Below are 25,908 nucleotides of genomic sequence, written 5' to 3' on the forward strand. Positions count from 1 at the left end.
CATCGACATATATGCCATAATAATGTAATAGCTTCTCAAAATTCATGAGGAGCCCGAAATTGGACGCCCATAAACTGGACGAATTGTCTTCACACGCCTTGTCCGCGAGCAAGGAAAACCCGGACGCGAAGGTGGCCAAGCGCTCGCGTGTCAGCGGCATTGATCGCGCTCTTCAGGTGATTGATTACCTTTACGAAACCGGATCGCCAGCTGGCGCTTACGCCATTGCCAAGGCGATCAAGGCGCCACTTTCCACCGTCTATGTGATCGTTGACGATCTGGTCGAAAAGAACATGTTGGCGCGCAACGCCGAAGGTAACATATGGCTCGGCGCACGGCTTTATCACTACGGCCTTGCCTATGCCCGCTCGCTGGATTTCATGGGTGTCGCCACCCACGAAATGCATGATCTGTGCCGCCATGCGGGTGAGACGGTGCAGCTTTGCGGTCGCGACGGTGACCATATGCTGGTGCTCGCCATGGCGGATGGCCCCAGCCATTTCCAGGTTGCCTCGCGCGTCGGCACCCGTGTTCCATTGAACTGGACGGCATCCGGCCGCCTGCTCGTTGGCCATCTGCCGGAAGAGGAGCGCGTCGAGCTTTTCAAACGCTGCGCCCGCACGTCGCCCACCGGCCGTGCGGAAATCAATCCGGAAGCGCTTTCTCAATCGGCAGGCACGGCGTTCCGTGACCGGCTGTCGATACAGGTTGCGGAATCCGACTACGCTGTTGCCTGCATCGCCTCGCCGATCTGCGACACCAATGGAGAATGCGTGGCGACGATCTCCATCGTGCTGCCGGAACAGAAGGTGCTGGCGGACGAAAACCACTATACCGAACAGGTCAGGGTTTCGGCCGAAAGGATCGAGAAGCTGATGGGCTGGCGCAACCATTGAACGGCCTCAATCCCTAAGGGCGATGATGGCTTCTATCTCGACGGTGATGTTGCCCGGCAGCGAACCGAACCCCACGGCGGAGCGGGCGTGCTGCCCCGCATCGCCGAACACATCGATGAAGAGATCCGAACAACCGTTGATGACGCTTGGATGATCGCGGAAATCGCTGACGGCATTGACCATGCCCAGCAGCTTGACCACCTTCTTCACCCGCGACAGATCCCCAAGCGCCTCATGCATGACGGCAAGAAGATTGATGCCGGTTAAACGCGCATGCTGGTACGCCTCGTCCAGCCCGATCTCGGCTCCGACCTTGCCGGCGTACAGGTGTCCGTTCTCCTCCCTCGGGCCCTGCCCCGAAAGATAGAGCATGTTGCCTTCCACCACATGCGTGACGAAATTGGCGATCGGCGGCGGTGGCGGCGGCAGCGAGATGCCGAGCGCGGCAAGCCGGTCGTAGGGCGAATGACGCCCATCTGCCTCAAGCGAAGACTGTTTCACGCGAATTCCTCATAATACCGGGACGGGTATCCCTATTCTTTGCGGAAGACGGAGAGCATCCCTCCCCGCCGCTCCAGTCGGTTCAGCGCCAGGAATAGCCATGGCTGTGGCGCACGAGCTTGCGCGCTCTTGGGACATAACGGCTGGCGGCAATGGCCTCCGCACCGATCACCGCATAGCGCGGCTCGAACAGCCGCTTGAGACGCGAAACGTCGCCATTGGAATCGGTCGCCTCCAGATCGGCATCGACAAGATCGAAAACCGTGAAATCCGCACGCTGGCCAACATCGAGGCGGTTTTCCATGTCGAGGCGGATGATGGAGGCCGGATTGCGGGTGACGGCCTCGACGACATTTTCGAAAGGCATATCGACCGAAAGCAGCTTCGACATGGTCGTCGCCAGATCCCAGACGGGGAAATTCATCGAATGGCCATGCAAATCCGTGGAGATCGAGAAGGGCAAAAGGCCGCGCGCGATCGCCGCTTCCGCCACCTTGAAGGAGAAGGATGCACCGCCGTGGCCGATATCCAGCCGGATGCCTTCCCCGGCGCAGCGCTCCGCAAGGTTGAACAGGTCCTCGTCTTCCATGATGCTGGAGCCGGACTTGCCGTTGAAGCAATGGGTCACGACATCGCCGGGACCGAGAATTTCCAGCACCTCATCGTAGAGCGCAGGCGGTTCACCCACATGCACCATCATCGGCACTTTCAGGATCTTGGCGATCTTCTTGCCGAGTTTGACCGGCGTAACACCCCAAGAACCCGTAATGACATGGCTCGCCCGCACCTTGAGGCCAACGATATGTTCGCTGTTCTCTGCATAACATTCAAGGATGCGGTCGAGGTCGATATCCTTGATATCGCGCAGTTCCGGCACCCGGTTGCAGGCGACAAGCCCGATGGAGCCGAGATTGAGGAAGGCCTTGATGCGTTCCTTCGATGGTTCGATGATATATTCGCGAAAACCGTGGAAATTTGCTTCCCCCGCCGAACCGGCATCCACCAGCGTCGTCACGCCGCGCTCGGCCCCGCATTCTGACGGGCGGATGGAGATATCGGTGCCGCCATGCCAGATATGCACGTGCAGATCCACCCAGCCGGGCGAGACGAATGCGCCCTTTGCGTCGATGCGCTGCGCATCCGCCGGCGCCTGAAGGGCAGGCCCAACCGCCACGACCTTGCCATCGCCGCCGATCAGGATATCGGTCTGGGCCTGTGCCCCCCCCTTTTCGAAGCCGACGGGTTTCACATTGGAGAGAAGAATGGGAGCTTGAAGAGGCGTTTTTGCCTGTTCACCGGACGTCATATTACAAATCCCTTCGCAGTCTTGGGTCGAGCATGTCCCGCAGCCCGTCGCCGACCATTTGCAGCGAGAGCACGGAAAGAATGATGGCAAAGCCGGGGAAATAGGTCATCCAGTCCGCCTGGCCGATATATTGGCGGCCGGCAGAGATCATGGTTCCCCAGGTCGGAATTTCGGGGCTGACACCCAGCCCCAAAAATGAAAGGCCGGCCTCGGCCAACATGGCGCTGGCGAAAAGGAAGGTGCACTGCACGAGGATCGGCGAGATCAGATTGCGCAGCACATGCCGCGTCATGATGTGGAAGGTGGAGATGCCGAGCGCCTTGGCCGCCTCCACATAGGGCAATTCCCGGATAACCAGCGTCGAGGCGCGCACGATGCGGGCAAGGCGCGGCGAATAAACGACGGCAAGTGCAATGATTACCGTCGTCAGCGACGGCCCGAGTGCGGCCACTAGCGCGATGGCCAGCAAAATATCCGGAAACGCCATCATGGCATCGATCAGTCGCGCGATCGGCGTATCCAGCTTCTGGAAGAAACCGGCAAGCAGGCCGAGCGTGATGCCGATCAACGCCGACAGCGCCACCACGGCGGCCCCGACCAGAAGCGACAGCCTTCCCGCAAAGATGGTACGGGAAAAAACGTCACGGCCGAACTCGTCGGTGCCGAACCAGTAGAGTTCGCTCGGCGGTTTCAGACGGTTGACGATCGACAGTTTCGACGGCGAATAAGGCGCGATCATCGGCGCGAAAACGGCGAGCAGCACGAAGACGAGCAGCACGATCAGACCGGCTGCGACCGTCTTGCGCTTCAACAGACGCCGAATGAACAGGATGGTCGGGTTGCGCGCCGGCTGGGCGGTGGAGGTGATATCGGCCATCAGTAACGAACCCTCGGATCGACCAGCAGATACAGCATGTCGATGGCAAAATTGATGAGCACGTAAAGCCCGGCGATGACGAGAAGCGCGCCCTGAATGACCGGATAATCGCGCCTCAAGACGGCTGACACGACGAGATTGCCTACGCCCGGCAGGCCAAACACGGTTTCCGTAACGACCGCGCCGGAAATCAGCACGGCGGCGGTGAGACCAAGCACGGTGAGGATGGGGATGAGTGCGTTCTTCAGCGCGTGTTTCATCACCACCCGGCGTTCCTTGACGCCCTTGGCTCTGGCGGTGCGGACGTAGTCGTCGCCGAGAACGTCCAGCATCGAGGCGCGGGTAAAGCGCAGAATGAGGGCGGAAGAAACGAGGCCGAGTGCGATGGCCGGCAAGGTTAGGTGATACATGCGCTCGAGGAAGCTTGCGCCCGGACCGCCATATCCCGACACCGGAAACATATCGAGCCGGACGGCGAAGAACTGCATGAGGATCAGGCCAAGCCAGAAGCTCGGAATGCTCGCCGCCAGCATCGCAATGGTTGTCGCTGCCTGATCCACGAAGGAACCGCGCCGGTAAGCGGCATAGATGCCGATGGGAAGCGCGATGGCACTGGCGATCAACAGCGAAAAGATCGTCAGGAAGAAGGTCGGTTCCGCCCGATCCAGAAGCGCCGATCCAACCGGCATGTTGAGGAAGATCGACTGGCCGAGATCGCCGCGCAGCAATTGCCCGATATAGTAGACATATTGCACGCCAAGCGACTGATCTAGGCCAAGTCTGGTGCGCAACTCCGCGATGTCCTGTGCCGAAGCGTCCGGCCCGAGCATCACCGCCGCCGGATCCCCGGGCGTGACGCGCAGGATGATGAAAACGATGGTGACGACGAGAAACATCACCACGATCATTCCGGCAAGTCTCTGGAAAATATACCGTATCACGTATGAATGCTCCGAAGCGCGTGATGGGCCGCTCTCAGGCGACGGTTGAACAGAGTTGTCGACGAGTGCCGGTAAACCCGGCGCTCATGGCTGGAAGACTCCCGCCTCCGTCATGCCGGATCTGATCCGGCATCCAGCCACCGCGCGTCTGCGTGGTGAAGGCGTCCTCTTTCGGTCAAAGACTTAATCGCGCTGGACCCCGGATTTAGTCCGGGGGTCACGGAGTGCGGAGCGGTCTTACTTCGTAACCGAAGCATTCCAGAAATAGGGCCAGGGAGCCGGATCGACGCCATCAAGCTTGTTGGACTTCGCCGCCACGGCGTTGAAGTCGCCGATCTTGATGAGCGGCAGCTCGTCATAGATCGTCTTCTGCACCTTGGCCCAGAGAGCAATGCGCTTCTCCGGATCAGCCTCCGAGGTGAAAGCGTCCACCGCCGCCTTGCGCGTCGGCGTGTCCCACCAGCCCGGCGAACCTGTGGAAAGCGCGCCAATCAGCGCCGGCTCCGGCAGGAAGGGGCTGTGGCTGATGTAGATATCCCAGAGCTTCGGGTCGGCACGGCGCTGTGTCAGCGTCGCCCAGTCCACCACCTGCATATCCACCTTGAAACCGGCAAGCTTCAGATACTCCGCTGCCACCTGCGCCATTTTGTAGTGGAACTCATACTGACGGCTGGTGAGGATGCGCAACGGCTCGCCATTATATCCGGCGGCCTTCAGCTTTTCGGCTGCGGCCTCCGGGTTGCCGACATTATAATTGCCTTCGACGCCCTCTTCCGAATGCCAGGAGAAATTGGACGGATAGTAGGCGCCATCAAGCGCATAGAAATCCGTGCTGCCGAACGCCGCCGCCAGCATGTCCTCCATGTTCAACGCTTCGGTCACCGCCTTGCGGACCTCCAGCTTGGAAGACAAACCTTCCTTGGTATTGAATACAAAGACCGGATAACCGAAGGGCTTCAGCATCAACGGCTGCGAGGCCGAGGAGGACTTCACCTTGGCGAAGGATTCCACCGGAATGGAATCGACGTAGTCATACTGGCCGGAAACAGCGGCCTCGACACGGGTATTCGGATCGGGAACCGGAACGAAACGGATTTCATCGAGATACTGATGGCGCGCACCGCCATATCCGTCACTTTCACCGTCACGAGACTTGTAGCCGTCGAAACGGACGAGCTGGATATATTGGTCCGCCTTGCGTTCCTTCAACATATAAGGGCCGGTGCCGACAAATTCTGTCATCGGCTCAGCCTGCTTTTCAGCGGGCAGAATGATGGCTGCGGAGTTGTTGAAAGCAAGCAGCGAGGTTAGCGGCGCATAGGGCTGCTTGAGGGTGATTGTCACCGTCTCGGCATCAGGCGCGGAGATATTGTCGATGAAACCGGCGACCTGTTTTCCGCGTGATGCGATCTTCATCCAGCGGCCAAGCGAGGCGACGACATCTTCCGAGGTCATATCGCTGCCGTCATGGAACTTGATGCCCTTCCGCAGCTTGATTGTGTAGGTTTTGCCGTCCGCACTGATGTCAGGCAGGCTTTCCGCCAGAAGCGGCGTCACCTTCCACCCCTTGTCGAAGGTATAGAGCGTTTCGAAAATATGTTGCGTGACAATACCGACGAGATCGGCCGTCGAGGCCATGGGATCGAGTGTCGGCGGCTCGCCGATCGTGGCGACATTGATGACACCGCCCTTTTCCGCAGCCATCATCACGCCCGGCGCTAGCATCAAAGCGGCAGTGGCGAGAAATGCAAGTTTACGTCTCATTGTTAAGCTCCCAGCTCTTGGTTCCGACCTTATGAGTTCCATTATTATGTTATACCAATCTTTATAACAGAATAACTCGATAGGGCGCCTTGTCAATGACAATGCGGCGCGAGGAACGGTTTCCAAGACAGCCGAAATGGAAGACGGGCCTTCGCAAGAGGCGGAAACGGAACGTAAGTCGATGGAAAAAAGGCTATTTCGCCCGAAACACGGCGCGCGGAAAACACCGCTGCTGCCAGCCGGAACTGCGGAAACTAAGGCTGGCTTTCAACTGGAAAAGGAAGGGGAGGAATTAAGAGGCTTTGATATTTCGCATTTGCGAACAAAGTGCTATTGAGGATCAGACCAAAACCAGATTACGACAGACATAATCTCGCATTCTTATTAATCGTTACGTTATTCGCCTTCCCAGCCGTGTTTTTAAGGGCTGCAGACAGACCAGATATTCTAAACCGCCGAGCTTTATTCCAAGGCGGGTTATAAATTTTTATTACGTTGAAATTATTGAGGAAATCATGAAGACGGCAATCGTGCATGACTGGCTCACCGACAGAGGTGGGGCCGAAAAAGTGCTTCACAACCTTCTTGAGATCTATCCTGACGCGGATCTCTATTGCCTTGTCGATTTCATGAGCGATCGAGACCGGGGCTTTCTCGGTGGCAGGCCGGTCAACACCTCCTTCATCCAGAAACTGCCTTTCGCTCGTAAAAAATATCGCTCCTATCTGCCGCTGATGCCGCTGGCCGTCGAACAATTTGATCTCAGCGGCTACGATCTGGTGATTTCCTCAAGCTACGCCGTCGCCAAGGGCGTTATCACCGGACCCGGCCAGTTTCACGTCTCCTATATTCACAGCCCCATCCGTTACGCCTGGGATCTCCAGCACCAGTACCTGAAAGAATCGAAGCTTAGTCGCGGTTTCGCCTCGTGGATCGCCCGTGCCGTTCTTCACTATATTCGCATGTGGGACATCCGCACCGCCAATGGCGTCGATCTCATGACGGTCAATTCCAAATTCATTCGCAGCCGGGTTCGCAAATGCTACGGACGCGACTCTACGGTTATTTATCCGCCCGTGGATACTTCCCATCTCTCCCCTTCCGACCTGAAAGGCGATTATTTCGTCACTGCTTCGCGGCTGGTGCCTTACAAGAAGGTCCACCTCATCGTAGAAGCCTTTGCAAAAATGCCCGACAGACGACTGGTCGTCATCGGCGACGGCCCGGACATGAAACGCATCAAGGAGATCGCCACTCCCAATGTCGAGATCCTCGGCTTCGTCGGCAATGACGAGCTTCACAAATACATGGCGGAAGCCAAGGCATTCGTCTTTGCTGCCGAAGACGATTTCGGCATCGTCCCGGTTGAATCGCAAGCGCTTGGAACACCCGTCATCGCCTATGGAAAAGGCGGTGTACTAGAGACCGTTGTTCCTCTCGGCGCCTCCAATCAGCCAACCGGGCTTTATTTCCGCGAGCAAACGCCTGAAGCCATCTGCGCTGCGGTGCAGGAGTTTGTCGATAACTCCGACAGTTTCGACAAGAACGCCTGTGTCGACAACGCCGCCCGCTTTTCAAGTGAACGCTTCCTGCGAGAATTTGCCGATACCGTGAATTTCGCGCTGGCTGAACGGGCCTGACATGCAATTTTCAAGGTCGAATATATCCATATTGGATATACTCTGTTGTCTTCGACAGAGACACTCATAGGTCAAGCAAGTGGCGTCACCGGCATTCTCTTATCCAGCGCAGGCTCGCCGTCGCCTTGTCCGCAATGCAGTCGCCGTGCATAATGATTCCTCGTTGTGAGCGAGGCGGCCCTGACCGGCCTACCTCATGAGTGATTTGGTCTTTGTACAAACAGAGGAATATCACAAATTGGTATCTAGTAAATACCAAATCGTGATATTTATGCGGAATTATGAGCAGGAAACGCGTCGAGCCAAAGACGCCGTTGGGAAAACGGCTGACCGAGGTCCGCGAAGCACTGAAATTTGACGAGCGTGAGCCATTTGCTGAGGCACTAGGCCTGACAGTTGCAATGCTTGGTTACTATGAACGGGGCGACCGTATTCCCGACGCTGGCGTTTTGGCTCTCTATCGTGAGCGGTTCGGCATCAATATAAGTTGGCTCGTGGCCGGTATGGGCGACATGTTTGACACAGCGCCAGCGGCACCTACTCTTGCCTACGACGTTGCCCTGCTGCAAAAAATCAGCGACCGGGTCGAGACGATCTTCGCGGAGTGTCGCCAAAAGTCGCCTACACGGTCTACAATAACGGAGGCCGCGCTTATTTATAACGAACTGGCCAAAACCATATCGGACATTCGCGACGTCCAGATGGTAGAAGCAATTTTACCCGTACTTCTGCTACGCTTCAGGGAGCGTATAACAACACCAGGATCGGGACTCGGCAAATGCGAATCTTCAAGTTTTTAATATTAAGCATATTTATACAGCTGCCACAATAGACAGATTTTTAATCTCATTCAATACTTCCGATACATGATTAGTACTTCATAATAAATTTTGTATCCATATCAAATAAATAGCTCACTAAATTCTAAATAATTTTAAAATTTACATTAGGTGTTTTCATGGAAGATAAGGCGTTGCGTGATCACAGCTATGATATAGCCAAGGGTCTCGGCATAATTATGGTTGTCTTTGGTCACGCGGAAAGAGGTTTGAGTATTTCCGGTATGCCGACGCACTTCAGCCTTATGGGCTTTATTGACTATACGATTTACACCTTCCATATGCCGTTTTTTTTCTTCGTTTCTGGACTTTTTTTCTCCGAAAAAAATTTCGGCCCGACGGATTTTCTTACCAAACTCGGAAAGAATATCGCTTACCCTTATCTGTTCTGGTCAATTCTGCATGGCAGTCTGATGGTGGCTATGGGTCGTTTTGGTCTCACTAACACGACCATAGATTTCACCCGTGTCCTCGAAATCCTGTGGAACCCGATCAGCCCCTTCTGGTTTCTCTACGCATTGTTTTTCTGCCAACTTGCATCATATATTTTCGTTCAGGTGCCTCCGATTGTCCGCATGGCATTTGCGCTTGCCCTCTTCACACTTTTTTATCTGCACAGCCAGTCTGTTCCCTTGGATATCGCATATGGGCTCGTCTATTTCACACTTGGCACTGTTGCCAAGCAATATGGTTTTCGGCAGAGGCGATACACGGTACACTCATTTCTCGCGCTTCTCGTCGCCTTTGCGATTTCCACCTATTTCTCGTGGCAAACCGAAATTCCCGAACGGCTTCCTTTCCCATCCGCAATTCTCGGCATATTCCTGATTATCGCAATTTCGCAGGCGCTTGTTATTCGCGAAAGCGCGATTTCGTCGATGCTCAAGACACTCGGCCAGTTATCTGTCGGCGTGTATGTCATGCACATCATCGCTATAGGCTTTGGCCGAGCTGTCGCGGTGAATCTTTTCCACGTCACGGATATGGCGAGCTTGCTAGCGATCACGACCGTTATCGGCGTTGCCATACCGGCCATCGTACAGATGGCCGCTATCCGCTTAGGGATCCAAGAGTGGCTGGCGCTGCCGGCCTCCGCCCACCGCAAGCGTGAAACCAGCGCCGCAGGCCAGCCGGGGAGACTGAGGATCGGCCGCTGATGCGGGGAAAAGATACTTTAAAACAACCAATTATCATGTTTTTAAGTCAAACATGAAAGAAACTGGACAAGCGTGACAAAACTGCACTAGCGCTATGCGGTAATCGCAGTGATTATGCCGTCCGATTGAATATTGAAGAACGATGATACTGACGCCATTCGGGTTCGTGAATATTGTGCATGTTACGGATTTTCCGGCGCAATCGAGCGACGACTTAACTTGAAGCATCGCCTTAAGTTAGGCAATAAGCCTGATGCCAGCGTAGACATTTCGTGACACGATTCTGCTGAACGGATGTAATGCCCGGTTGAGATTTGATTTACCGGTGTCAAATATGAAGTGCCGATTTTTATAAAACTATACGATGTCCGGTTTGTTTCTTTTTTCGGACGAAATTTATTTTGAGGACCAAATGCGTTTATTGAATGTTTCGATTCTGCTTGCCTCCGCAGCACTTGCGGGGTGCACCGTGACCGCGGCATCAGGCCCCGATGCGGCAACAATCGAATCCAACGCTTCAGTGAAATTCAGTTCCAAGGACAAAAAGAAAACTGCGGGCGTTGACTACGCTCTTATCGATATCAACAGTTCCGTCCTGAACTATGTCGGCGATACCACCACCGCTACCCTGCTCGGCAGTTTCGGCGGCGGCAAGGGTGGTGTTCCGGCGTTGCCGATGGGCGTTGGTGACGTGGTGCAGGTCGCGATCTTCGAAAGCCAGGCGGGCGGACTTTTCATTCCAAACGATGCGGGCAGCCGTCCCGGCAACTTCATCAGCCTGCCGAACCAGACGGTAGACCGGGAAGGCAATATCAGCGTTCCCTATGCCGGCAAGATCCGCGCAACAGGCCGCAATGTCGAGGATGTTCAGAGCGAGATCGAGGAGCGTCTGGCCAACCGGGCCATCGAACCGCAGGTCCTCATCACCAAGATTTCCAGCCGCTCCGCACAGGCATCGGTGCTTGGCGACGTCAAGGAGCCGACGAAGGTCCAGCTTTCAGAAGCGGGTGACCGCGTTCTCGACGTCATCTCCTATGCAAAAGGCCTCAGCGCCCCAAATATCGAATCCTATGTCACGCTGATCCGTCGCGGCAAGACCGCGCGCGTCAACTACAATCACCTTGTCAGCACGCCTTCCGAGAACATCTATGTGGTTCCGGGCGACACGGTCATGGTGGAGCGTGAACGTCGCACCTATCTCGCTTTCGGCGCCTCCGGCCTCAATGGTCGTTTCGAATTTGAGGACGCCGCGCTGAAGCTCTCGGATGCATTGGGCAAGGCGGGCGGATTGCTCGATTCCCGTGCCGACCCTGCGCAGGTCTATGTCTATCGTACCGTCAAACGCGATCTTCTTGTGAAGCTTGGCATCGACATGTCCAAGTTCCCGGGACAGGAAGTTCCGGTCATCTTCCGCGCCAACCTGCGCGATCCTTCAACCTTCTTTGCCACCACGAAATTCCCGATGCAGGATCGCGATATCATCTACGTCACCAACTCGCAGGCAACCGAACTTTACAAGTTCCTGGACCTCGTCGGCTCCGTTCCCGCAACGGCCGGCAACGTCTCCGAGGATGTGCTTGCGACGCGCAACGCCATCCGGGCGTTCTGATCCTCGGCAACTCGCCGCTCCTGTTCAAAGCCGCCCCGGAAACGAGGCGGCTTTTTATTTTGGTCACGAGTGGGGTCAACTGTCATGCGTCGAACCCGGCGACTGTCATATGCCCAAAAGCGCCACAACCCTTGTTTCGCAAGGCAACATGACGGCAGATATCGTCGCCGCCATTACAAAAGTTTAAGGTGATTTTGCAGCGCATTGGGTGTCTTGTGGGAGCTAAAGCTGCTCCCAGGGCTTGCCGAACATGTTCGGGAAACATGTATTGCTCTCACTTTGCGGAACCGTCAGATGAAACGTTTCTGGACCGCCCTCAGCGTTCTCGCCATCGCAGCCGCCGGCGCGTGGTATTTTAAAGATCGCCTGCCCCTTGATCAAATTCCCTACCTCAAACAATTCGCCAGCGTTTCCCCACATGCAGAAACGGCAACGGCCGATGGATCTGCCGGCAAGAAGGGCCAGACGTCGCAGAACGGTCAAGCCGGCCAGCAGACAGGCCAGAGGCAAGGTGGCGGGCGGCGCAATGGCGGGCCGCCTACCGTCAGCACCATCGCCGTCAACAAGGCGACGTTGCCAATGGATGCTACTGCGACGGGATGGGCGGTTGCCGCCGACATCACCAATATAGCGCCGCTTCAGGCCGGTCTCGTTACGGAAATCTCCGCGAAGGACGGCCAGCATATCAAGGCGGGTGATCTGATCCTCAAGATGGATGACCGTATAGCCCGCGCAGCCGTCGACAAGGACAAGGCCAATATCGCTGCCGATCAGGCAACGCTGGAACAGACGGAAGCCGCCTTCCAGCGCGCCGCCAATCTGGTCAAGCAGAGCGCAGAGTCCCAGCAGGTGCTGGATCAGGCAAGGGCAGCCCGGGACAGCGCCGCCGCAAAGATCGATGCCGACAAGGCGACGCTTGCTTCCGACCAGGTAACGCTCGAACATATGGAGATCCGTGCGCCCTTCGATGGGCGACTGGGCGATGTTACCGTCAGCCCCGGTGCCTATCTCAGCGCTGGCATCAATATTGTGACGATCACGAAATACGATCCCATCTCTGTCAGTTTTCGCCTGTCGCAGCGCTACCTGCCGCAATTGCGCGAAGGCGTTCAGAAGGACACGGCGGTCGATGTAGACCCGGCGGCAACCGGCGGCGAGCCCATGAGCGGCATGCTGCGTTTTTACGACAACGTCGTAGACCAAACGTCCGGTACCGTACTTGCCAAAGCGGAATTCAAGAACGATCGCGGGCTGTTGTGGCCCGGCCAGTCCGTCAACGTCACGGCTCATTTCGTCTCCGACGCGGAGATGATCGTCGTGCCGACGGTTGCCGTGCGGCCGGGGCCGAAGGGTAATTTCGTCTACACCGTCGATGACAACCACCGTGTTCATATGACGACCGTGGAAGTTGCCCGCTCCAACGGCGATATGACAGCCATTGCCAGCGGCCTCACCGGCGGCGAGCATGTGATCATCGAAGGCCAGTCGGGACTTGCCGACGGTCAACAGGTGGTCGAGCAATTCTCGGACAAGGGCGGCGCGGCCGCCAATCTGGCCGCCAATATTTCGCAGCAGGAACAGGTGGGTAACCCATGATCCCGAATTTCTGCATCAACCGACCCGTCGCAACCACCCTTCTCGCCATCGGCCTCGTGCTCGCCGGGCTTGCCGGTTTCCGCCTGTTGCCCGTCGCTGCGCTGCCGAAAGTCGATTTTCCGACGATCAGCGTTTCGTCGTCGCTGTCGGGCGCCTCGCCGCAAACCATGGCCACCTCAGTCACCACGCCGCTGGTGAAGCAGTTCGAGACCATTCCGGGTGTCAGCGAAATCAGCGCCACCAACACTCTGGGCAACAGCTCCATCGTGCTGCAATTCGATCTCAACCGTGACATCGACGCAGCGGCAGCAGATGTTCAGGCGGCGATTTCGCGCGCACAGCGGCAGTTGCCAAGCAACATGACGACAACGCCGAGTTACCGCAAGACCAACCCGGCCGATGCGCCGGTACTGCTGCTTGCCATCAACAGCAAGGAGATGCCGACCAGCAAGGTGGACGAAATCGCCGAGAACATCATCTCGCCGCTGCTTTCAACCATCTCCGGCGTCGCGCAGGTGAGTATCTACGGCGCGCAGACCTATGCCGTGCGCATTGGCCTCGATCCCTCGCAGCTTCAGGCAAGAGGGCTTGGCGTCGATACCGTCACAACCGCCATCGCGCAGGCGAACAATCAGGTGCCCGTGGGCGCGTTGCAGAATGACAACCAGCGCCTGACGATAGAGGCAGACACCCAGCGCACCGATGCAGCGGCCTTCCGCTCGCTGGTGGTGGCGACAAGCAACGGTGCTTCCATCCATCTCGGCGATATCGCCAATGTCACCGACAGTATCGACAACCCCAATGCCGGCAGTTGGTTCGATGGCGAACAGGCGATCGTTCTTGCCGTGCAGCGCCAGCCGGACGCCAACACCGTTGATGTGGTGGATGCCATCCGGGCCAAGTTACCGGCGCTGCGTCAGCAATTGCCGCCATCGGTCAATATCAACGTCATGAACGACGCCTCGACTGCAATCAAGGACGCGATTGCCGACGTACAGTTCACGCTGCTCCTCACCATCGGGCTGGTGGTTGCGGTTATCTATCTCTTCACCGGGCATCTGACGGCGACCATTATTCCGGGCCTTGCAGTGCCGCTATCACTGATTACCGCCTTCGGCGCCATGTATGTTCTGGGGTACAGTATCGACAATATCTCGCTACTTGGGCTGACATTGTCGGTCGGACTTGTGGTGGACGATGCGATCGTCATGCTGGAAAACATCCTGCGACTGCACGAGGAAAAAGGCCTGACGATGCGCGAGGCGGCCCTTCAGGGCGCCGCGGAAGTCAGCGGCACCATTCTGTCCATGTCCATCTCACTGGTCGCAGTGTTCATTCCCATTCTGCTGATGGGCGGAGTGATCGGCAGGCTGTTTAACGAATTCGGCATGGTGGTCACGCTGGCGATCATGGCGTCGGCGCTGGTTTCGCTGACTGTCACGCCGATGCTCGCCTCACGGCTTTCGGGTCATTCCTCCAGACCGCCGGCCATCATCCGTTGGTTCGACGCCGGCTTCGAGCGCACGCTTCGCCTCTATGGCAAGGCCGTCGGCTGGTGCCTTTCCCATCGCCGCGTGGTTCTGGGCGCATTCCTGGCATCGGTTGCAGCATCGCTTTATCTGTTCGAGACTTTGCCTTCCAGCTTCTTCCCGCAGGAAGATATCGGTCGCCTTTCCGTGTCGACGCAGGCGCGTGAGGACATTTCCTATACCGCGATGCGCGATCTTCAGGCGCAGGTGGCCGATCAGATCCGCAAGAACCCGGCCGTGGTGCATGTGACCTCTACAGTCGGCGGCAACTCCCGCAACCCGCTGAATAACGGCTCGATGTTCGTGGAGCTGAAACCGAAGGAAGAGCGTGCACCGCTAAGCCAGGTATTGGCGGAACTTGGCCAGGCGACATCGAAGGTGGCGGGCATCCGCACCTATATCAATCCCCAGCAAAGCTTGCGTTTGGGCGGGCGCAGCTCCGCCAGCCAATACCAGCTCGTCATTCAGGGCCTGAATGCCGACGCGACCAATGAATGGTCGAACAAGCTGATGGAGGCGATGCGCCGCGACCGCACATTCGCCGCCGTCAATTCCGACGCTCAGAACGGCGCAATTGCGGCGACTATTTCGGTCGACCCGGAAAAGGCAGCCGCCTTCGGCATTACCAACGACCAATTGCGCAAGACGCTGGAAATGTCGTTCGGCGGTTATACGGCGGCGCAAATCCAGTCGACCGGTGATAGCTATGATGTGATCGTCGAATTCGACAGCTCGAAACAGTGGAATGACGATTTCCTGAGCGACATCAACATTCTCTCGGCAAAATCGGGTGTTCTGGTTCCGCTTTCCAACTTCGCCACCCTCACCCGCACGCAGGCGCCGGTGACCATCAACCAGACGGGCCAGCTCGTTTCTACGACCATCTCCTTCAACCTGCCGGATGGCGTGGCGCTTTCGGATGCGACGAGCCGTATTGACCAGATCAAAACCACCATCGGCCTGCCGCAGGACGTGTTCACCAGCTATGGCGGCACGGCGGCGATATTCCAGCAGAGCCAGGGCAATACCGGCATCCTCATTCTTGCGGCGGTGTTGACCATCTATGTGGTGCTGGGTGTGCTTTACGAAAGCTTCATCCACCCGCTGACCATCCTTTCCGGTCTGCCGGCGGCGGCTTTTGGCGCGTTGGTGGCGCTGAAGGTGATGGGCATGGATTTCTCGATCATTGCGCTGATCGGGCTGTTGATGCTGATCGGCATCGTCAAGAAAAACGCGATCATGATGATCGACGTGGCGGTGGAACTGATCCGCGAAAAGGCCGAACCGCCCACCAGCGCCATCCACGAAGCCTGCGTGCGCCGTTTCCGGCCGATCATGATGACGACCTTCTGCGCGCTGCTGGGCGCCCTGCCCATCGCCCTCGGCTCAGGCGCCAGCTCGGAACTGCGCCAGCCACTTGGTGTTGCCGTGGTCGGTGGTCTCATCGTCTCGCAATTGCTGACGCTGTTCATCACCCCGGTCATCTTCGTGGAAATGGACAGGTTGGGTACCTACCTCACCGGGCTGTTTTCGCGCAAGAAATCGGCCGAAAAACACGCGGAACCGCAAAAGCCGGAAGGTTCCAGCGAACCCGATTCCGTCGCGGCATAGATCGTAGATACGCATTTCCGGACACAAACCGCGATGCGGTTTCTACCGGAAATGCTCTAATGCAAGCTTCCGAGGCGCTCCAGTGCCTCGGAAAATCCCTGTCCCTGCAACTGGAACGAAACCGTTCGGCCCTGCAGATCGGGGGCCTCTATTGTCAGGGTTTGTCCGGCCTTCAGCGCGGTTACAAGTTCGACGAACGGCGTGAAGGAAACGATGCAGCCCACGGGCAGACACGTGCTGACCTGAACTTCCTGCAACCGCACATTTCCGGATTTTACCGAAAACAGCTTTGTGACGGCAAGGCCGAAAGGCATGACCATGGTGCCGGAAAGCTTACCCGGCGTCCCGACATCATCCAGGCGGAACTCGACGGAGACGACCAATTTGCGTGTCTTCTCCTCAAGCTGGACCTGAGCGATGGCGCAAAGAGGTTTTGCCGTCTCCGCAACCGGCGTACTGGCGTCATTATCATCTTTTTTCGCAGGCGCGACGCAAGCAAGCTGCCAACTCCCGTGAACCTCACGCAACGGCGCGTCCGCCTTTTTTTCTGCATCTTGCGCGGGAGCATCGCCTGCCACCAAACCGGCGGACAGGAACACCGTGAGAGCCGTTTTCCAAAGCGTGTTTTGACTGCGCTTCATCAGAAACGAACTCCAAGTTGGGCTGAAGCAGATTGATCCAGCAGACCCGCGCCAAAAACCGCGCCGTAACGGAATGTCAAGGTGGCGGATGGGTTGAGATTGTAGCTAAGTCCCAGATTGATCAATGCCACGTCGCGCGCCATGGCAGCACTTGTCACAGAAAACGCACTGCCACCATCGTAGAACAGTGCGCTCTCCATCATCGGATCGCCATAGGCATGACGCCACCCGATATCGAGTATCGCGCGTCCAAGCATCCCCTCCAACGCAATGTCACGGCTGATGCGCGCCCCGAGCGTCGAATAAAACTCGTCGTGGCTGACGGCACCCGAAGAGACGGCGGCGATACCGCCCATCTCCCGGAAAGCATCCGTCCGCGTATTCACGTAAGCGATATTGGCGTAAGGCTCGATATGGGTGAGATCAAAATCGAACCGCCAGGCGGCTTCGGCAAAGACCTGCGTGGTGGAAGCGTCGTAACCAGCGGTTAGGTCCTCCTTCAATGTTGAAAAAGAAACCGCCCGGCGGGTTTCGACATCCTGAAAGGCGTGGGTTGCACCAAGACGCAGGGATGCAGGGCCAATTGTTTTGCCCGCATAACCCGCCACATAGTAGCTGTCTACGTCAGCAGATGCAGCAGGAGAACCCTGGCTGATCACATCGCGGCCGTAACCGGCCGCCACCCCGGCACGCCAGCCATCAGCCAGATCTCCGTCAACACCAAAGAGGACGCCGCCGCCCTTCATCTCGGCCGATGCGCCGTTTCCATCGCCATCGATGCGGCCGCGAGAGCCGAAACCACTGGACCAGAACGTGAGTGAACCCTCGTCAATGTCAAACGGGTTTGATCCGCCTTCAGCATAGGCGACCGGCAGGATCGGGCGCGCATCGACACCTTCGAAAGCACTGCGCAGCCGGTTGAAAATGACATCGCGGGTGAGTTGGCTGCGGTTGATCAAAGCCATGGCAAGCGAGGGATGAATTTCCCCGGCAAGCTGCGCGAAGGCGGATTGGGTTTCGCCCTGCTGCAGAAACACTGCCGCCTCGTAGAGCGGCGAGCTTTCCCCAAGCGCCTCTATGGCGTTGGCGGCCCCGCGCGCATTGGCCGTCGATGTTTCAGCGGCCAGAAAGCCGGCATCCGGTGATGCCCGGGCGAAGGAAAGATAAGTGCTGCCGTCGTCGGCACTCCGGGCTAACCTTGCGGTCAGATAGGCGAAATTTTCGCCGACACTTGAAAACGTACCGGTAATTCCACCCGTTGCCGTCAGGATCGTGTAGCGGGTGCTGAGGCTATAGGCAGTTTGGTTCGCCAGCGACGTAACGACAAGACTGACATCATTGTCGATAGTGATGGTTCCGGTCACGGCAAGCCTGTCGGAATTGCCGGCGGCGTCGATTTCAACCTCATAGCGAGAGCCACTAGCAAATGTTGCGCTGCCCGTGGAAGCCAGCGTGCCGATCGAATTGCCGGGCGCGAGCGTGCCACCCGAGCCGACAGTCAGGCCGCCGATGGTGCCGGAGCCCCCGAGTGTGGCACCGGTACCGACCGAAACAGCGCTTGCAAGCGAGCCATTGACGCTGAGCTTTCCAGAGGAAACCGCAGTGGTGCCCGTATAGGTACTATTTCCGGCCAAGACCAGATTACCATCGCCGGTCTTTTCAAAGGTGCCAGTACCGCTGATGGCATTGGAAAGCGTGCCGGCACCATCGACAACGAGTTGCGCATCGTTGGCGATGCCGCCCGAGCCGAAACTTTTTGAGTTGCCTTTCAGCGTGCCGGAGGAAATCGTGGTGCCGCCGGAATAGCTGTTATTGCCGCCAAGCGTTGTGACGCCAGCTTCGGCAACGACTTTGCCCGCACCTGAAATATCGGCGGAGAGTATATAGCCGGTCTCGGAATGGTTGAAGACGATGCTGCCGTTGCCTGCACCGAAAGCAATCGTGCGCGCTTCCAACGCACCGGCTGAGCGGGCGGTTTGGCCCGCGGCAGCTCCGATGTTGAGCACCCCTGTGGAACCCGCCGATGCGGCAATGAGAATAGTGGGCGCAGCCAGCGAGGCTCCGCCGGTTATCTCCACGGAACCGTTTCCGGCATAGCCGACGACCATGAGATTGCCAACCGCAACGCGCGATCCCACACCGCTGACCAGAACGTTTCCATTCGATCCCGCCGCACTGCCCGCATAGAGATCATAGGCATCAAGCGATCCGCCATTCGTAACGGTCAAGCTTCCGGAACCTTCAAAACCCACATCAACGGAGCCGGAGTTCACAACGCCGTTGTCGATATAAGCGGTGACGTTCGAACCCGCTCCTGTGATCGTCATCGTGCCGGAGGAACCGGCAAGATCACCGAGCATCACCTTGGCAGCTTTGATACCGCCGCCAGCGCTGACCGACACATTTCCTGTAGCCCCGCCTCCGTATCCGACAAAAAACGTTCCGGTCATCGCCCAGCTCGATCCGTCGCCCGCCACCGTTACGGTGGAAGTGGAACCGCCATGGGCCGCAACATAGCCGTCGCGGCTTTCCACCGTGCCACCGGCCTCGACGGTCATGGAACCGTTGCCGTCAAGGCCGACATTGAGATCGGCGCGGCTTTGCAATTTGCTGCCGGCACCGGATACCCGGGCGGAACCGGTACCACCGGCATTTGCTCCGATGATAATATTCGCTGCATCGACAAGGCCGCCGCCCGTGACCGCCAGCGAACCCGTGCCATTCACCCCCACCTCGAGATCACCACGGTTGACTGTCCAGACCGACCGCTGCCCGTCCACAACGGCAGCGCCGGTCGCGCCCGCCACAACGCCGAGCTGCGCCGCCGTGCTATCCACGGAGCCACCTGCCAGGACGTTGAGCTTGCCGTTGCCAGCGGCACCGCCCGGATCGGCGGTGTCGCCGCCGATCTGCAGATTGCCGGTCCTCCAGTTGGAGCCGTCGCCGGTCACGGTCGCCTCACTCACCGAGTGGCGACCGATAATGGCTTCGCCACTGGTGACGGTCCCCGCAGCCTCGACCAGAAGCTTCGCAGCGCCCGAATTGCCGACGACAAGTGCGCCGCCGCTTCGCAGTGAAGAGTTGAGGCGGCTGACCGTGACAGAACTTCCGTCCGCAGAAGCCAGATTGGCAATCACCGTCGTTGTCTGACTGATGACCGTGCCGCCACCGGTTACGGTGAGCTTACCAACGCCTGCTTCGCCAACGACCATATCCCCGGACATGGTCCAGTGGCTGTCTTCACCGGAAACCAGCGCGGTTCCCGTCGTGCCGAGGTCTTCGGCCAGAACGCCTCTCGCGCTGTAAAGCTCGCTGGCGCCGAGCACCTCCAGATTTCCACCGCCGCCAGCTCCTGAAGACGACCCGCTCACAAAAACGGTGTCGGAAGTCGTGAGAGTGGAAGAGTTATCGAGTTTGAGGGAGCCATTTCCAGTCCCGCTTCCGCCAATAAGGACGTTCTTCGACGATGCCGTCGTGCCGTGCAAAAGGGAAAGGTTACCCACGCCGCTGCCACCGATGGAGACATCACCGTCATTCTGCCATTTCGCACCGATGAAACTTGCGGTGCCGGACGCGCCACTGACAGCGCCGAGAAAAACTGAATCTGTCTGCAAGCCGCCCTGCACTACCAGCGTGCCGGCCCCTGGCGCGGTGCCTATCAACAATTCACGGGCTTTGGCGCTCGTCCCTATCGTAATGACCGGGCCGTAGGTATCGATCATCACATCATCGCTGGCACCAGGCACGCGGCGCGACGGACCCCAGTCCGCGTCGGCAAACCAGTCACCCCCATCGGACCCCGTCCAGAGCAACGTTTCGGCGATAGCCTCCGATGTAGCGGCAAGCGAAAATATAAAGAAAAAAAGACCCGCCGTACCGCAGACGAAAAGCCTGCTTGGCGTCAAGGCACGCATTTCCGCTGTCGGACAGGTTTCCCCTTCCGAAACATGGCAGAAACAAGCGGACATTCAGTCTCCCTAACCCGCGCGACGTGCGGTCTTCCTTTGATCGAGCGAATCATTTTGTGAATCAGATCAACTACGCCAGTTTGAAAGATGATTTCCAGTATGAACAGCGCAAAGCGTGGTTTTTACTGACAGACGAAACAAAAACGGAGCACGACAGGCGTGCTCCGTTAAATAAGCAACAGATGGCTGGAGTAAATCTCTGCCGAGATCGAACGGGAAAATCCCGTTCTGCCTACTGCTTTGAAAACCGCCCGAAGGCTCCGCCTGAAAAGCACAGGGGATCGCCATCGCGGTGGGCGGCACGCAGCACTTCGCCGACGATGATGGTGTGATCGCCCGCATCGTGGGCTGCCGCCTGCCGGCATTCGAAACGGGCGAGCGTGCCCGGAATGACCGGAACGCCCTCGTCGTTGATTTCCCAGTCAAGATCGTCAAATGCGCGGCCGTTGCGGGTGAAGCGGGCGCTCAGCACGTCCTGATCTGCGCTCAGCACATGGATGGCGAAATGCGTTGCGCCGCTGAAGGCCGGATAGCGCGATGAATTTTTGGCAGGCGACCACAGCACCAGCGGCGGATCGAGCGATACCGACGCGAAGCTGTTGACCGTCATTCCGATCGGCCCTTCGGGCGTCGTTGCCGTCACCACCGTCACGCCGGTGGTGAAAGCGCCGAGCGCATTGCGAAAGCTGCGGCTGTTTTCGCCGCCGGGAACAAATACATGCTCATTGGGCATTTTGATCGCTTCTGCGACTGTCATCACGGCACCTCGCTTCCAATTGCAAGTGTGTAAAGCTCAAACCAGGTCTGGCGGTCGATGGTGACGCGCAGGGCATCGGCCGCCGTTTTTATGCGCTGAATATTGTTGGTGCCGAGCACGGGCACGATCTTTGCCGGATGCCGCAGCAGCCAGGCGATGGCAACGGCAGTGGCATCGACGCCCTGCTCGTTGCCGATGCGCTGCAGGGCAGCCATGGTTCCACCATGCGCACCGGAAAACAGCGAACCGCCGCCAAGCGGCGACCACGCCATCGGTGAAACGCGCTTTTCCTGCAGGAAGGCCAGATCGCCATTGGTGAAGTTATCGGTCGCAAGCAAGCTCATTTCGATCTGGTTCGTAACCAGCCTATTGCTCATAGCCGATTGCAGCAGGGCGAAATCCCACGGGCGGAAATTGGAAACGCCCACGGCCTTGACCTTGCCGGACGCTACCAGTGCATCGAGCGCCTTGCCGGTTTCTTCGGGATCGATCAGCGGATCGGGCCGGTGGATCAGCAACAGATCGACACGATCTGTGCCCATGTCACGCAAGGAGGCCTCGACTGAAGCGTTGATATGGCCAGCCGTGGTATCGTAATGCTTGACGCGGGCGGATGAGTGACGCCCGGCTGGCGCCACGATGCCGCATTTCGTCACGATCTCGATCTTGTCGCGAAGGGATGGAGCTGCCTTGAGGCCGGCACCCAGAATGGCTTCCGCCGTGTATCCACCGTATATATCAGCCTGATCCATGGTGGTGATGCCCTGCTCCAGGCAGGCTTCGATCTTTGCCTGTACATGGGAAGGCGAAGTATCAGCATCGTCGCCGATGCGCCACATGCCGTAAACGATGCGGCTAAGTTCCAGGTTTTCAGAAAGAGCGATACGTTCCATCAGTGGCGTTCCCCGTTGCCCAGCGGCGTGGCAGGTGTTTCAGAAGGCACCCGGCCGTATGCATGCGGCAGGGAGCAGGTTTTCATTTGCGGCAGGACCTTGGTTCCGAAGTGTTCAGCCTCGTCGAGATGCGGATAACCCGAGAGGATGAAGGCGCGAATACCCATTTTCTGGTATTCCTCCAGCGCCGAAAGGACCTTGTCGGTGGAGCCGACGAGCGCTGCACCACAGCCGGAGCGCGCCCGGCCGATGCCGGTCCACAGGTTTGGTTCGACATAACCGAACTTGTCGGCCAGTTCTCGGGCCCGCGCCTGATGCGATACACCGAGTGAGCCGCTGTCGTGGGCGCGGTTGCGGATCAGCTGGCCATACTCGTCATCGAGCTTCGAAACCAGATGCTCGGCATATTCGCGCGCTTCCTGTTCGGTATCGCGCACGACCATGTGGACTCGCAGGCCGTAATCCAGCGTGCGGCCATGGGCTGCGGCACGCTCATGGGCAGCGCGCATGCGGTCTGCGAGCTGGTCTTTCGTTTCGGGCCACATCAGATACACGTCGCATTGCGCGCCGCACAGCTCCAGCGCATCCGGCGAATAACCGCCGAAATAGAGCAGCGGACCGCCATTCTGCTGGTACGGACGTGCAGGCTCGGTGGAGACACCCTTGAACTGGTAGATCTCGCCGTCATGGTCAATCGTGTCACGGGTCCAGGCCTGGCGCAAAATCTGCACGACTTCATGGCTGCGTTTGTAGCGAAACGCGCTGTCAGCCACCTCGCCGGGAAAATCGGAGCTGATGACGTTGAGCGTCAGGCGGCCCTTCAACATGTGATCGAGCGTCGCCACCGTACGCGCCAGCATGATCGGCTGCATTTCGCCGCAACGGATTGCAGCAAGGAAATTGATGCGGTCACTGATCGGAGCGCAACCCGCCACGAAGCTCAACGTGTCCTGGCCGACCTGATAGGAAGAGGGGCAGAGAATGTTGCGAAAACCGAGTTCCTCGGCCTTTTTGACGATATCCGAGCAATGTTCGAAGCTGGAGCGCAGGCTGCCATCCGGCACGCCCAGATAGGCGTAATCATCGGAACAAAGGGCAGAAAACCAGGAGACCTCGGCAGCATCGAGATCAGCGGATGTAACGGGTACGACGGTCATGCAATTCCTCCTCAAGGCGCTCTCGTTTTTCTTGCATAACATCAAGAAATATGTAAATCAATGATGTATCAATTTTTGTTTTGCGGAGGGGATGGCATCATGAAACACACGGGCGGCAGCCTGCCTATGTATTTGCAGATCGCCGAAATGCTGGTGCGCGAAGTCGCTGCGGGCCGTCTGACAGATGGTGAAAAGCTTGCTCCCGAAAGGGATATGGCAGCCGATCTCGGCATTGCTGTCGGCACGCTTCGCAAGGCGCTTGCGGAGTTGCAGGAGCGTGGACTGCTGGAGCGTGTGCAGGGTTCCGGCAATTATATCCGCGCGGTCAGCGATCCCCAGAGCGTTTATGCCTTCTTCCGGCTGGAGATGATCGAGGGCGGTGGCCTGCCAACGGCGGAGGTGCTGGATGTTGCGCGCCTTGCCAAGCCATCCACCCTGCCCGCCTTTGGCACATCGCCGGAAGGCCACCGCATCCGCCGCCTGAGGCGTATCGCGGGGAAACCGGCGGCAATCGAGGAGATCTGGCTAGACGGTTCCTATGTCGACACGATTACCATCGAGAACCTGTCGGAATCGCTCTATCTCTACTATCGCACCCGCCTCAATCTCTGGATATCGAAGGCAGAAGACCGCATCGACCTCGGGGAAGTGCCAGAATGGGCGCCTGCACAATTCGGCCAGAAACCCGGCGCGTCGGTGCCGCGGGTCCTTCGCCTGAGCCAGGGTCAGGACGGAGCCGTGGCTGAAGTCTCATGGACATGGTTCGACCACACCGTCGCACGGTACGTTTCACGCATACGTTGAAAACGCACGAAATTCGCGTGATCCACATGGACAGAGAAAATTGACCGCAGGCAAGGAAGCCGCGACCTGCCACGCAGGGGTTTTCGTTGAAATATTTCTACAAATCAAAGCTTTGCCGGTTTTTGATTTCTGTCAGAAATAAAATTGATACACTATTGATTTCCTTTTGACGAAAGGTAATATCACGGGCCTAGGGAGACAGGCGTTTGGCCGTCCCACGATATCGCCGGACGATCGGGATGATTTTTTCGAAAAGCGATGCGTGGATTTGAAGGTTGATGCCGGGTTTGCGTTCATCCGATTTTGGACGCCCCGGACGTGAGGAGGAAAAGATGGCTTCAGTCAGCCTGCGCAAGCTGGACAAGAGTTACGGTGCCCTGCGCATCGTCAAGGGTATCGACCTTGAAATCAACGATGGTGAATTCGTGGTTTTCGTCGGCCCCTCCGGCTGCGGAAAATCCACGACGTTGCGCATGGTCGCCGGGCTGGAAAGCATCAGCGGCGGTGAGGTGATGATCGGCGACCGCGTTGTCAACAAACTGCCGCCGCGCGAGCGTGACATCGCCATGGTGTTTCAGGACTACGCGCTTTACCCGCACAAGACGGTGCGTGAAAACATGGGTTTCAGCCTGAAGGTACGTGGTGTAAGCGCCTCGCAGGCCAATGCCAGCATTGATGAGGCAGCGAATATGCTGGGCATCAGCCATCTGCTGGACCGTCGTCCGGGCCAGCTTTCCGGCGGCCAGCGCCAGCGCGTGGCCATGGGTCGCGCCATCGTGCGCCGCCCGCAGGTGTTCCTGTTCGACGAGCCGCTTTCCAACCTCGACGCAAAACTGCGCGGACAGGTTCGCACGGAAATCAAGCGCCTGCACCAGCAGCTCGGCACCACCATCATCTACGTGACGCATGATCAGGTGGAGGCGATGACGCTGGCTGACCGCATCGTCATTCTGCGTGGCGGCGATATCGAGCAGGTGGGCACGCCGGACGAGGTCTATAACCGTCCGGAAAGCGTGTTCGTCGGCGGTTTCGTCGGTGCGCCTGCCATGAATTTCGCCCGCGCCAGAGTGACCGGCGACAGGCTGACATTTACGGACGGCAACTCTCTTCCACTGGCAGCAATCAGACCGTCCCGTGAAACGGCGCTCGATGGACGGGAGGTCATCGTCGGCATTCGCCCTGAACATTTCGGTCCTGCCGGGGGATTTGACACACAGCTCTCCGTCAAGGTGCAGGTGGTGGAGCCTTTGGGGTCGGATACGCTGGTGCATTTCACCCTCGGTGATGCGGCGCTGACAGCGAGAATGCCGCCAGAGATGAAACCGGCTCCGAATGAGGAACTGAAGATCGGCCTCGACCCATCGAAGGTGCACCTGTTCGACGTGACGACGGAACGCTCCATTCAGTGACAGGATCGGGCCG

General features: G+C 57.9%; 20 protein-coding genes. 10 read left to right on the forward strand and 10 right to left on the reverse strand.

Features of this window, described 5'->3' with window-relative positions; translation table 11 throughout:
* The first annotated feature begins 59 nt into the window (after window positions 1-59).
* Window positions 60-896 carry an IclR family transcriptional regulator gene (locus ACQZ45_RS24350; protein WP_162691379.1) on the forward strand — a complete coding sequence of 279 codons (837 nt, stop codon included), beginning with the start codon at window positions 60-62 and terminating at the stop codon, window positions 894-896.
* Between the two features lie 6 nt (window positions 897-902).
* On the opposite strand, the gene ACQZ45_RS24355 is transcribed toward ACQZ45_RS24350, so the two are convergent.
* The 5 genes from ACQZ45_RS24355 to ACQZ45_RS24375 all read right to left on the reverse strand — a co-directional run bounded on the left by ACQZ45_RS24355 (window position 903) and on the right by ACQZ45_RS24375 (window position 6,285).
* Window positions 903-1,397, reverse strand: a complete 495-nt coding sequence (locus ACQZ45_RS24355; RefSeq protein ID WP_019564632.1) for a RidA family protein — start codon at window positions 1,395-1,397, stop codon at window positions 903-905.
* A gap of 82 nt (window positions 1,398-1,479) precedes the next feature.
* The gene (locus ACQZ45_RS24360) at window positions 1,480-2,703 is read right to left on the reverse strand and encodes an amidohydrolase/deacetylase family metallohydrolase (RefSeq protein ID WP_113291554.1); all 1,224 of its coding nucleotides are present in this window, start codon (window positions 2,701-2,703) and stop codon (window positions 1,480-1,482) included.
* Between the two features lies 1 nt (window position 2,704).
* Complete coding sequence (locus tag ACQZ45_RS24365; RefSeq protein WP_019564634.1) at window positions 2,705-3,580, reverse strand: ABC transporter permease; 876 nt, start codon at window positions 3,578-3,580, stop codon at window positions 2,705-2,707.
* Window positions 3,580-4,521, reverse strand: coding sequence for an ABC transporter permease (locus ACQZ45_RS24370; protein WP_003510794.1), 942 nt, complete (start codon window positions 4,519-4,521; stop codon window positions 3,580-3,582). The genes ACQZ45_RS24365 and ACQZ45_RS24370 overlap by 1 nt, the downstream gene beginning before the upstream one ends.
* Before the next feature lie 237 nt (window positions 4,522-4,758).
* Window positions 4,759-6,285, reverse strand: a complete 1,527-nt coding sequence (locus tag ACQZ45_RS24375; protein WP_013761535.1) for an ABC transporter substrate-binding protein — start codon at window positions 6,283-6,285, stop codon at window positions 4,759-4,761.
* A gap of 136 nt (window positions 6,286-6,421) precedes the next feature.
* Between ACQZ45_RS24375 and ACQZ45_RS24380 the strand changes: the two genes are divergently transcribed.
* The 7 genes from ACQZ45_RS24380 (at window position 6,422) to ACQZ45_RS24410 (ending at window position 16,266) form a co-directional block, all read left to right on the forward strand.
* Window positions 6,422-6,622 carry a hypothetical protein gene (locus tag ACQZ45_RS24380; protein WP_413373090.1) on the forward strand — a complete coding sequence of 67 codons (201 nt, stop codon included), beginning with the start codon at window positions 6,422-6,424 and terminating at the stop codon, window positions 6,620-6,622.
* A gap of 178 nt (window positions 6,623-6,800) precedes the next feature.
* Window positions 6,801-7,925, forward strand: coding sequence for a glycosyltransferase family 4 protein (locus ACQZ45_RS24385; RefSeq protein WP_003510798.1), 1,125 nt, complete (start codon window positions 6,801-6,803; stop codon window positions 7,923-7,925).
* 281 nt (window positions 7,926-8,206) lie between these two features.
* On the forward strand, window positions 8,207-8,725 hold the full coding sequence (locus tag ACQZ45_RS24390; RefSeq protein ID WP_065661635.1) for a helix-turn-helix domain-containing protein: 519 nt from the start codon (window positions 8,207-8,209) through the stop codon (window positions 8,723-8,725).
* Between the two features lie 158 nt (window positions 8,726-8,883).
* On the forward strand, window positions 8,884-9,921 hold the full coding sequence (locus ACQZ45_RS24395; RefSeq protein ID WP_081307310.1) for an acyltransferase family protein: 1,038 nt from the start codon (window positions 8,884-8,886) through the stop codon (window positions 9,919-9,921).
* 412 nt (window positions 9,922-10,333) lie between these two features.
* On the forward strand, window positions 10,334-11,530 hold the full coding sequence (locus ACQZ45_RS24400) for a polysaccharide biosynthesis/export family protein (RefSeq protein WP_013761539.1): 1,197 nt from the start codon (window positions 10,334-10,336) through the stop codon (window positions 11,528-11,530).
* A 294-nt stretch (window positions 11,531-11,824) separates the two neighbouring features.
* Window positions 11,825-13,126, forward strand: a complete 1,302-nt coding sequence (locus tag ACQZ45_RS24405; RefSeq protein WP_025595710.1) for an efflux RND transporter periplasmic adaptor subunit — start codon at window positions 11,825-11,827, stop codon at window positions 13,124-13,126.
* Window positions 13,123-16,266: an efflux RND transporter permease subunit gene (locus ACQZ45_RS24410; RefSeq protein ID WP_112674627.1), complete on the forward strand. Its 3,144-nt coding sequence runs from the start codon at window positions 13,123-13,125 to the stop codon at window positions 16,264-16,266. The genes ACQZ45_RS24405 and ACQZ45_RS24410 overlap by 4 nt, the downstream gene beginning before the upstream one ends.
* 56 nt (window positions 16,267-16,322) lie before the next feature.
* On the opposite strand, the gene ACQZ45_RS24415 is transcribed toward ACQZ45_RS24410, so the two are convergent.
* The 5 genes from ACQZ45_RS24415 to ACQZ45_RS24435 form a co-directional block, all read right to left on the reverse strand.
* Entirely contained in the window at window positions 16,323-16,907 is a 585-nt protein-coding gene (locus ACQZ45_RS24415; protein WP_112391211.1) for an invasion associated locus B family protein, read from the reverse strand.
* Window positions 16,907-20,875 carry an autotransporter domain-containing protein gene (locus tag ACQZ45_RS24420; protein WP_113291556.1) on the reverse strand — a complete coding sequence of 1,323 codons (3,969 nt, stop codon included), beginning with the start codon at window positions 20,873-20,875 and terminating at the stop codon, window positions 16,907-16,909. Before ACQZ45_RS24420 ends, ACQZ45_RS24415 begins: the two co-directional genes overlap by 1 nt.
* A 232-nt stretch (window positions 20,876-21,107) precedes the next feature.
* A complete protein-coding gene (locus tag ACQZ45_RS24425) occupies window positions 21,108-21,632 on the reverse strand; it encodes a flavin reductase family protein (protein WP_013761544.1) in 525 nt (174 codons plus the stop codon).
* Entirely contained in the window at window positions 21,632-22,525 is an 894-nt protein-coding gene (locus ACQZ45_RS24430) for an aldo/keto reductase (protein WP_035199429.1), read from the reverse strand. The genes ACQZ45_RS24425 and ACQZ45_RS24430 overlap by 1 nt, the downstream gene beginning before the upstream one ends.
* Window positions 22,525-23,682, reverse strand: coding sequence for an LLM class flavin-dependent oxidoreductase (locus ACQZ45_RS24435; RefSeq protein ID WP_003510817.1), 1,158 nt, complete (start codon window positions 23,680-23,682; stop codon window positions 22,525-22,527). The genes ACQZ45_RS24430 and ACQZ45_RS24435 overlap by 1 nt, the downstream gene beginning before the upstream one ends.
* A 99-nt stretch (window positions 23,683-23,781) precedes the next feature.
* Here ACQZ45_RS24435 and ACQZ45_RS24440 point away from each other — a divergent pair, with 99 nt between their 5' ends.
* Window positions 23,782-24,486 carry a GntR family transcriptional regulator gene (locus tag ACQZ45_RS24440; protein WP_003510818.1) on the forward strand — a complete coding sequence of 235 codons (705 nt, stop codon included), beginning with the start codon at window positions 23,782-23,784 and terminating at the stop codon, window positions 24,484-24,486.
* Window positions 24,487-24,818: 332 nt separating this feature from the next.
* Window positions 24,819-25,895 (forward strand): ABC transporter ATP-binding protein, encoded by a 1,077-nt coding sequence (locus ACQZ45_RS24445; RefSeq protein ID WP_003510819.1) that lies wholly within the window; start codon window positions 24,819-24,821, stop codon window positions 25,893-25,895.
* The last annotated feature ends 13 nt before the right edge of the window (window positions 25,896-25,908 follow it).

Source organism: Agrobacterium sp. 16-2014-1-2a (genome assembly GCF_053522705.1).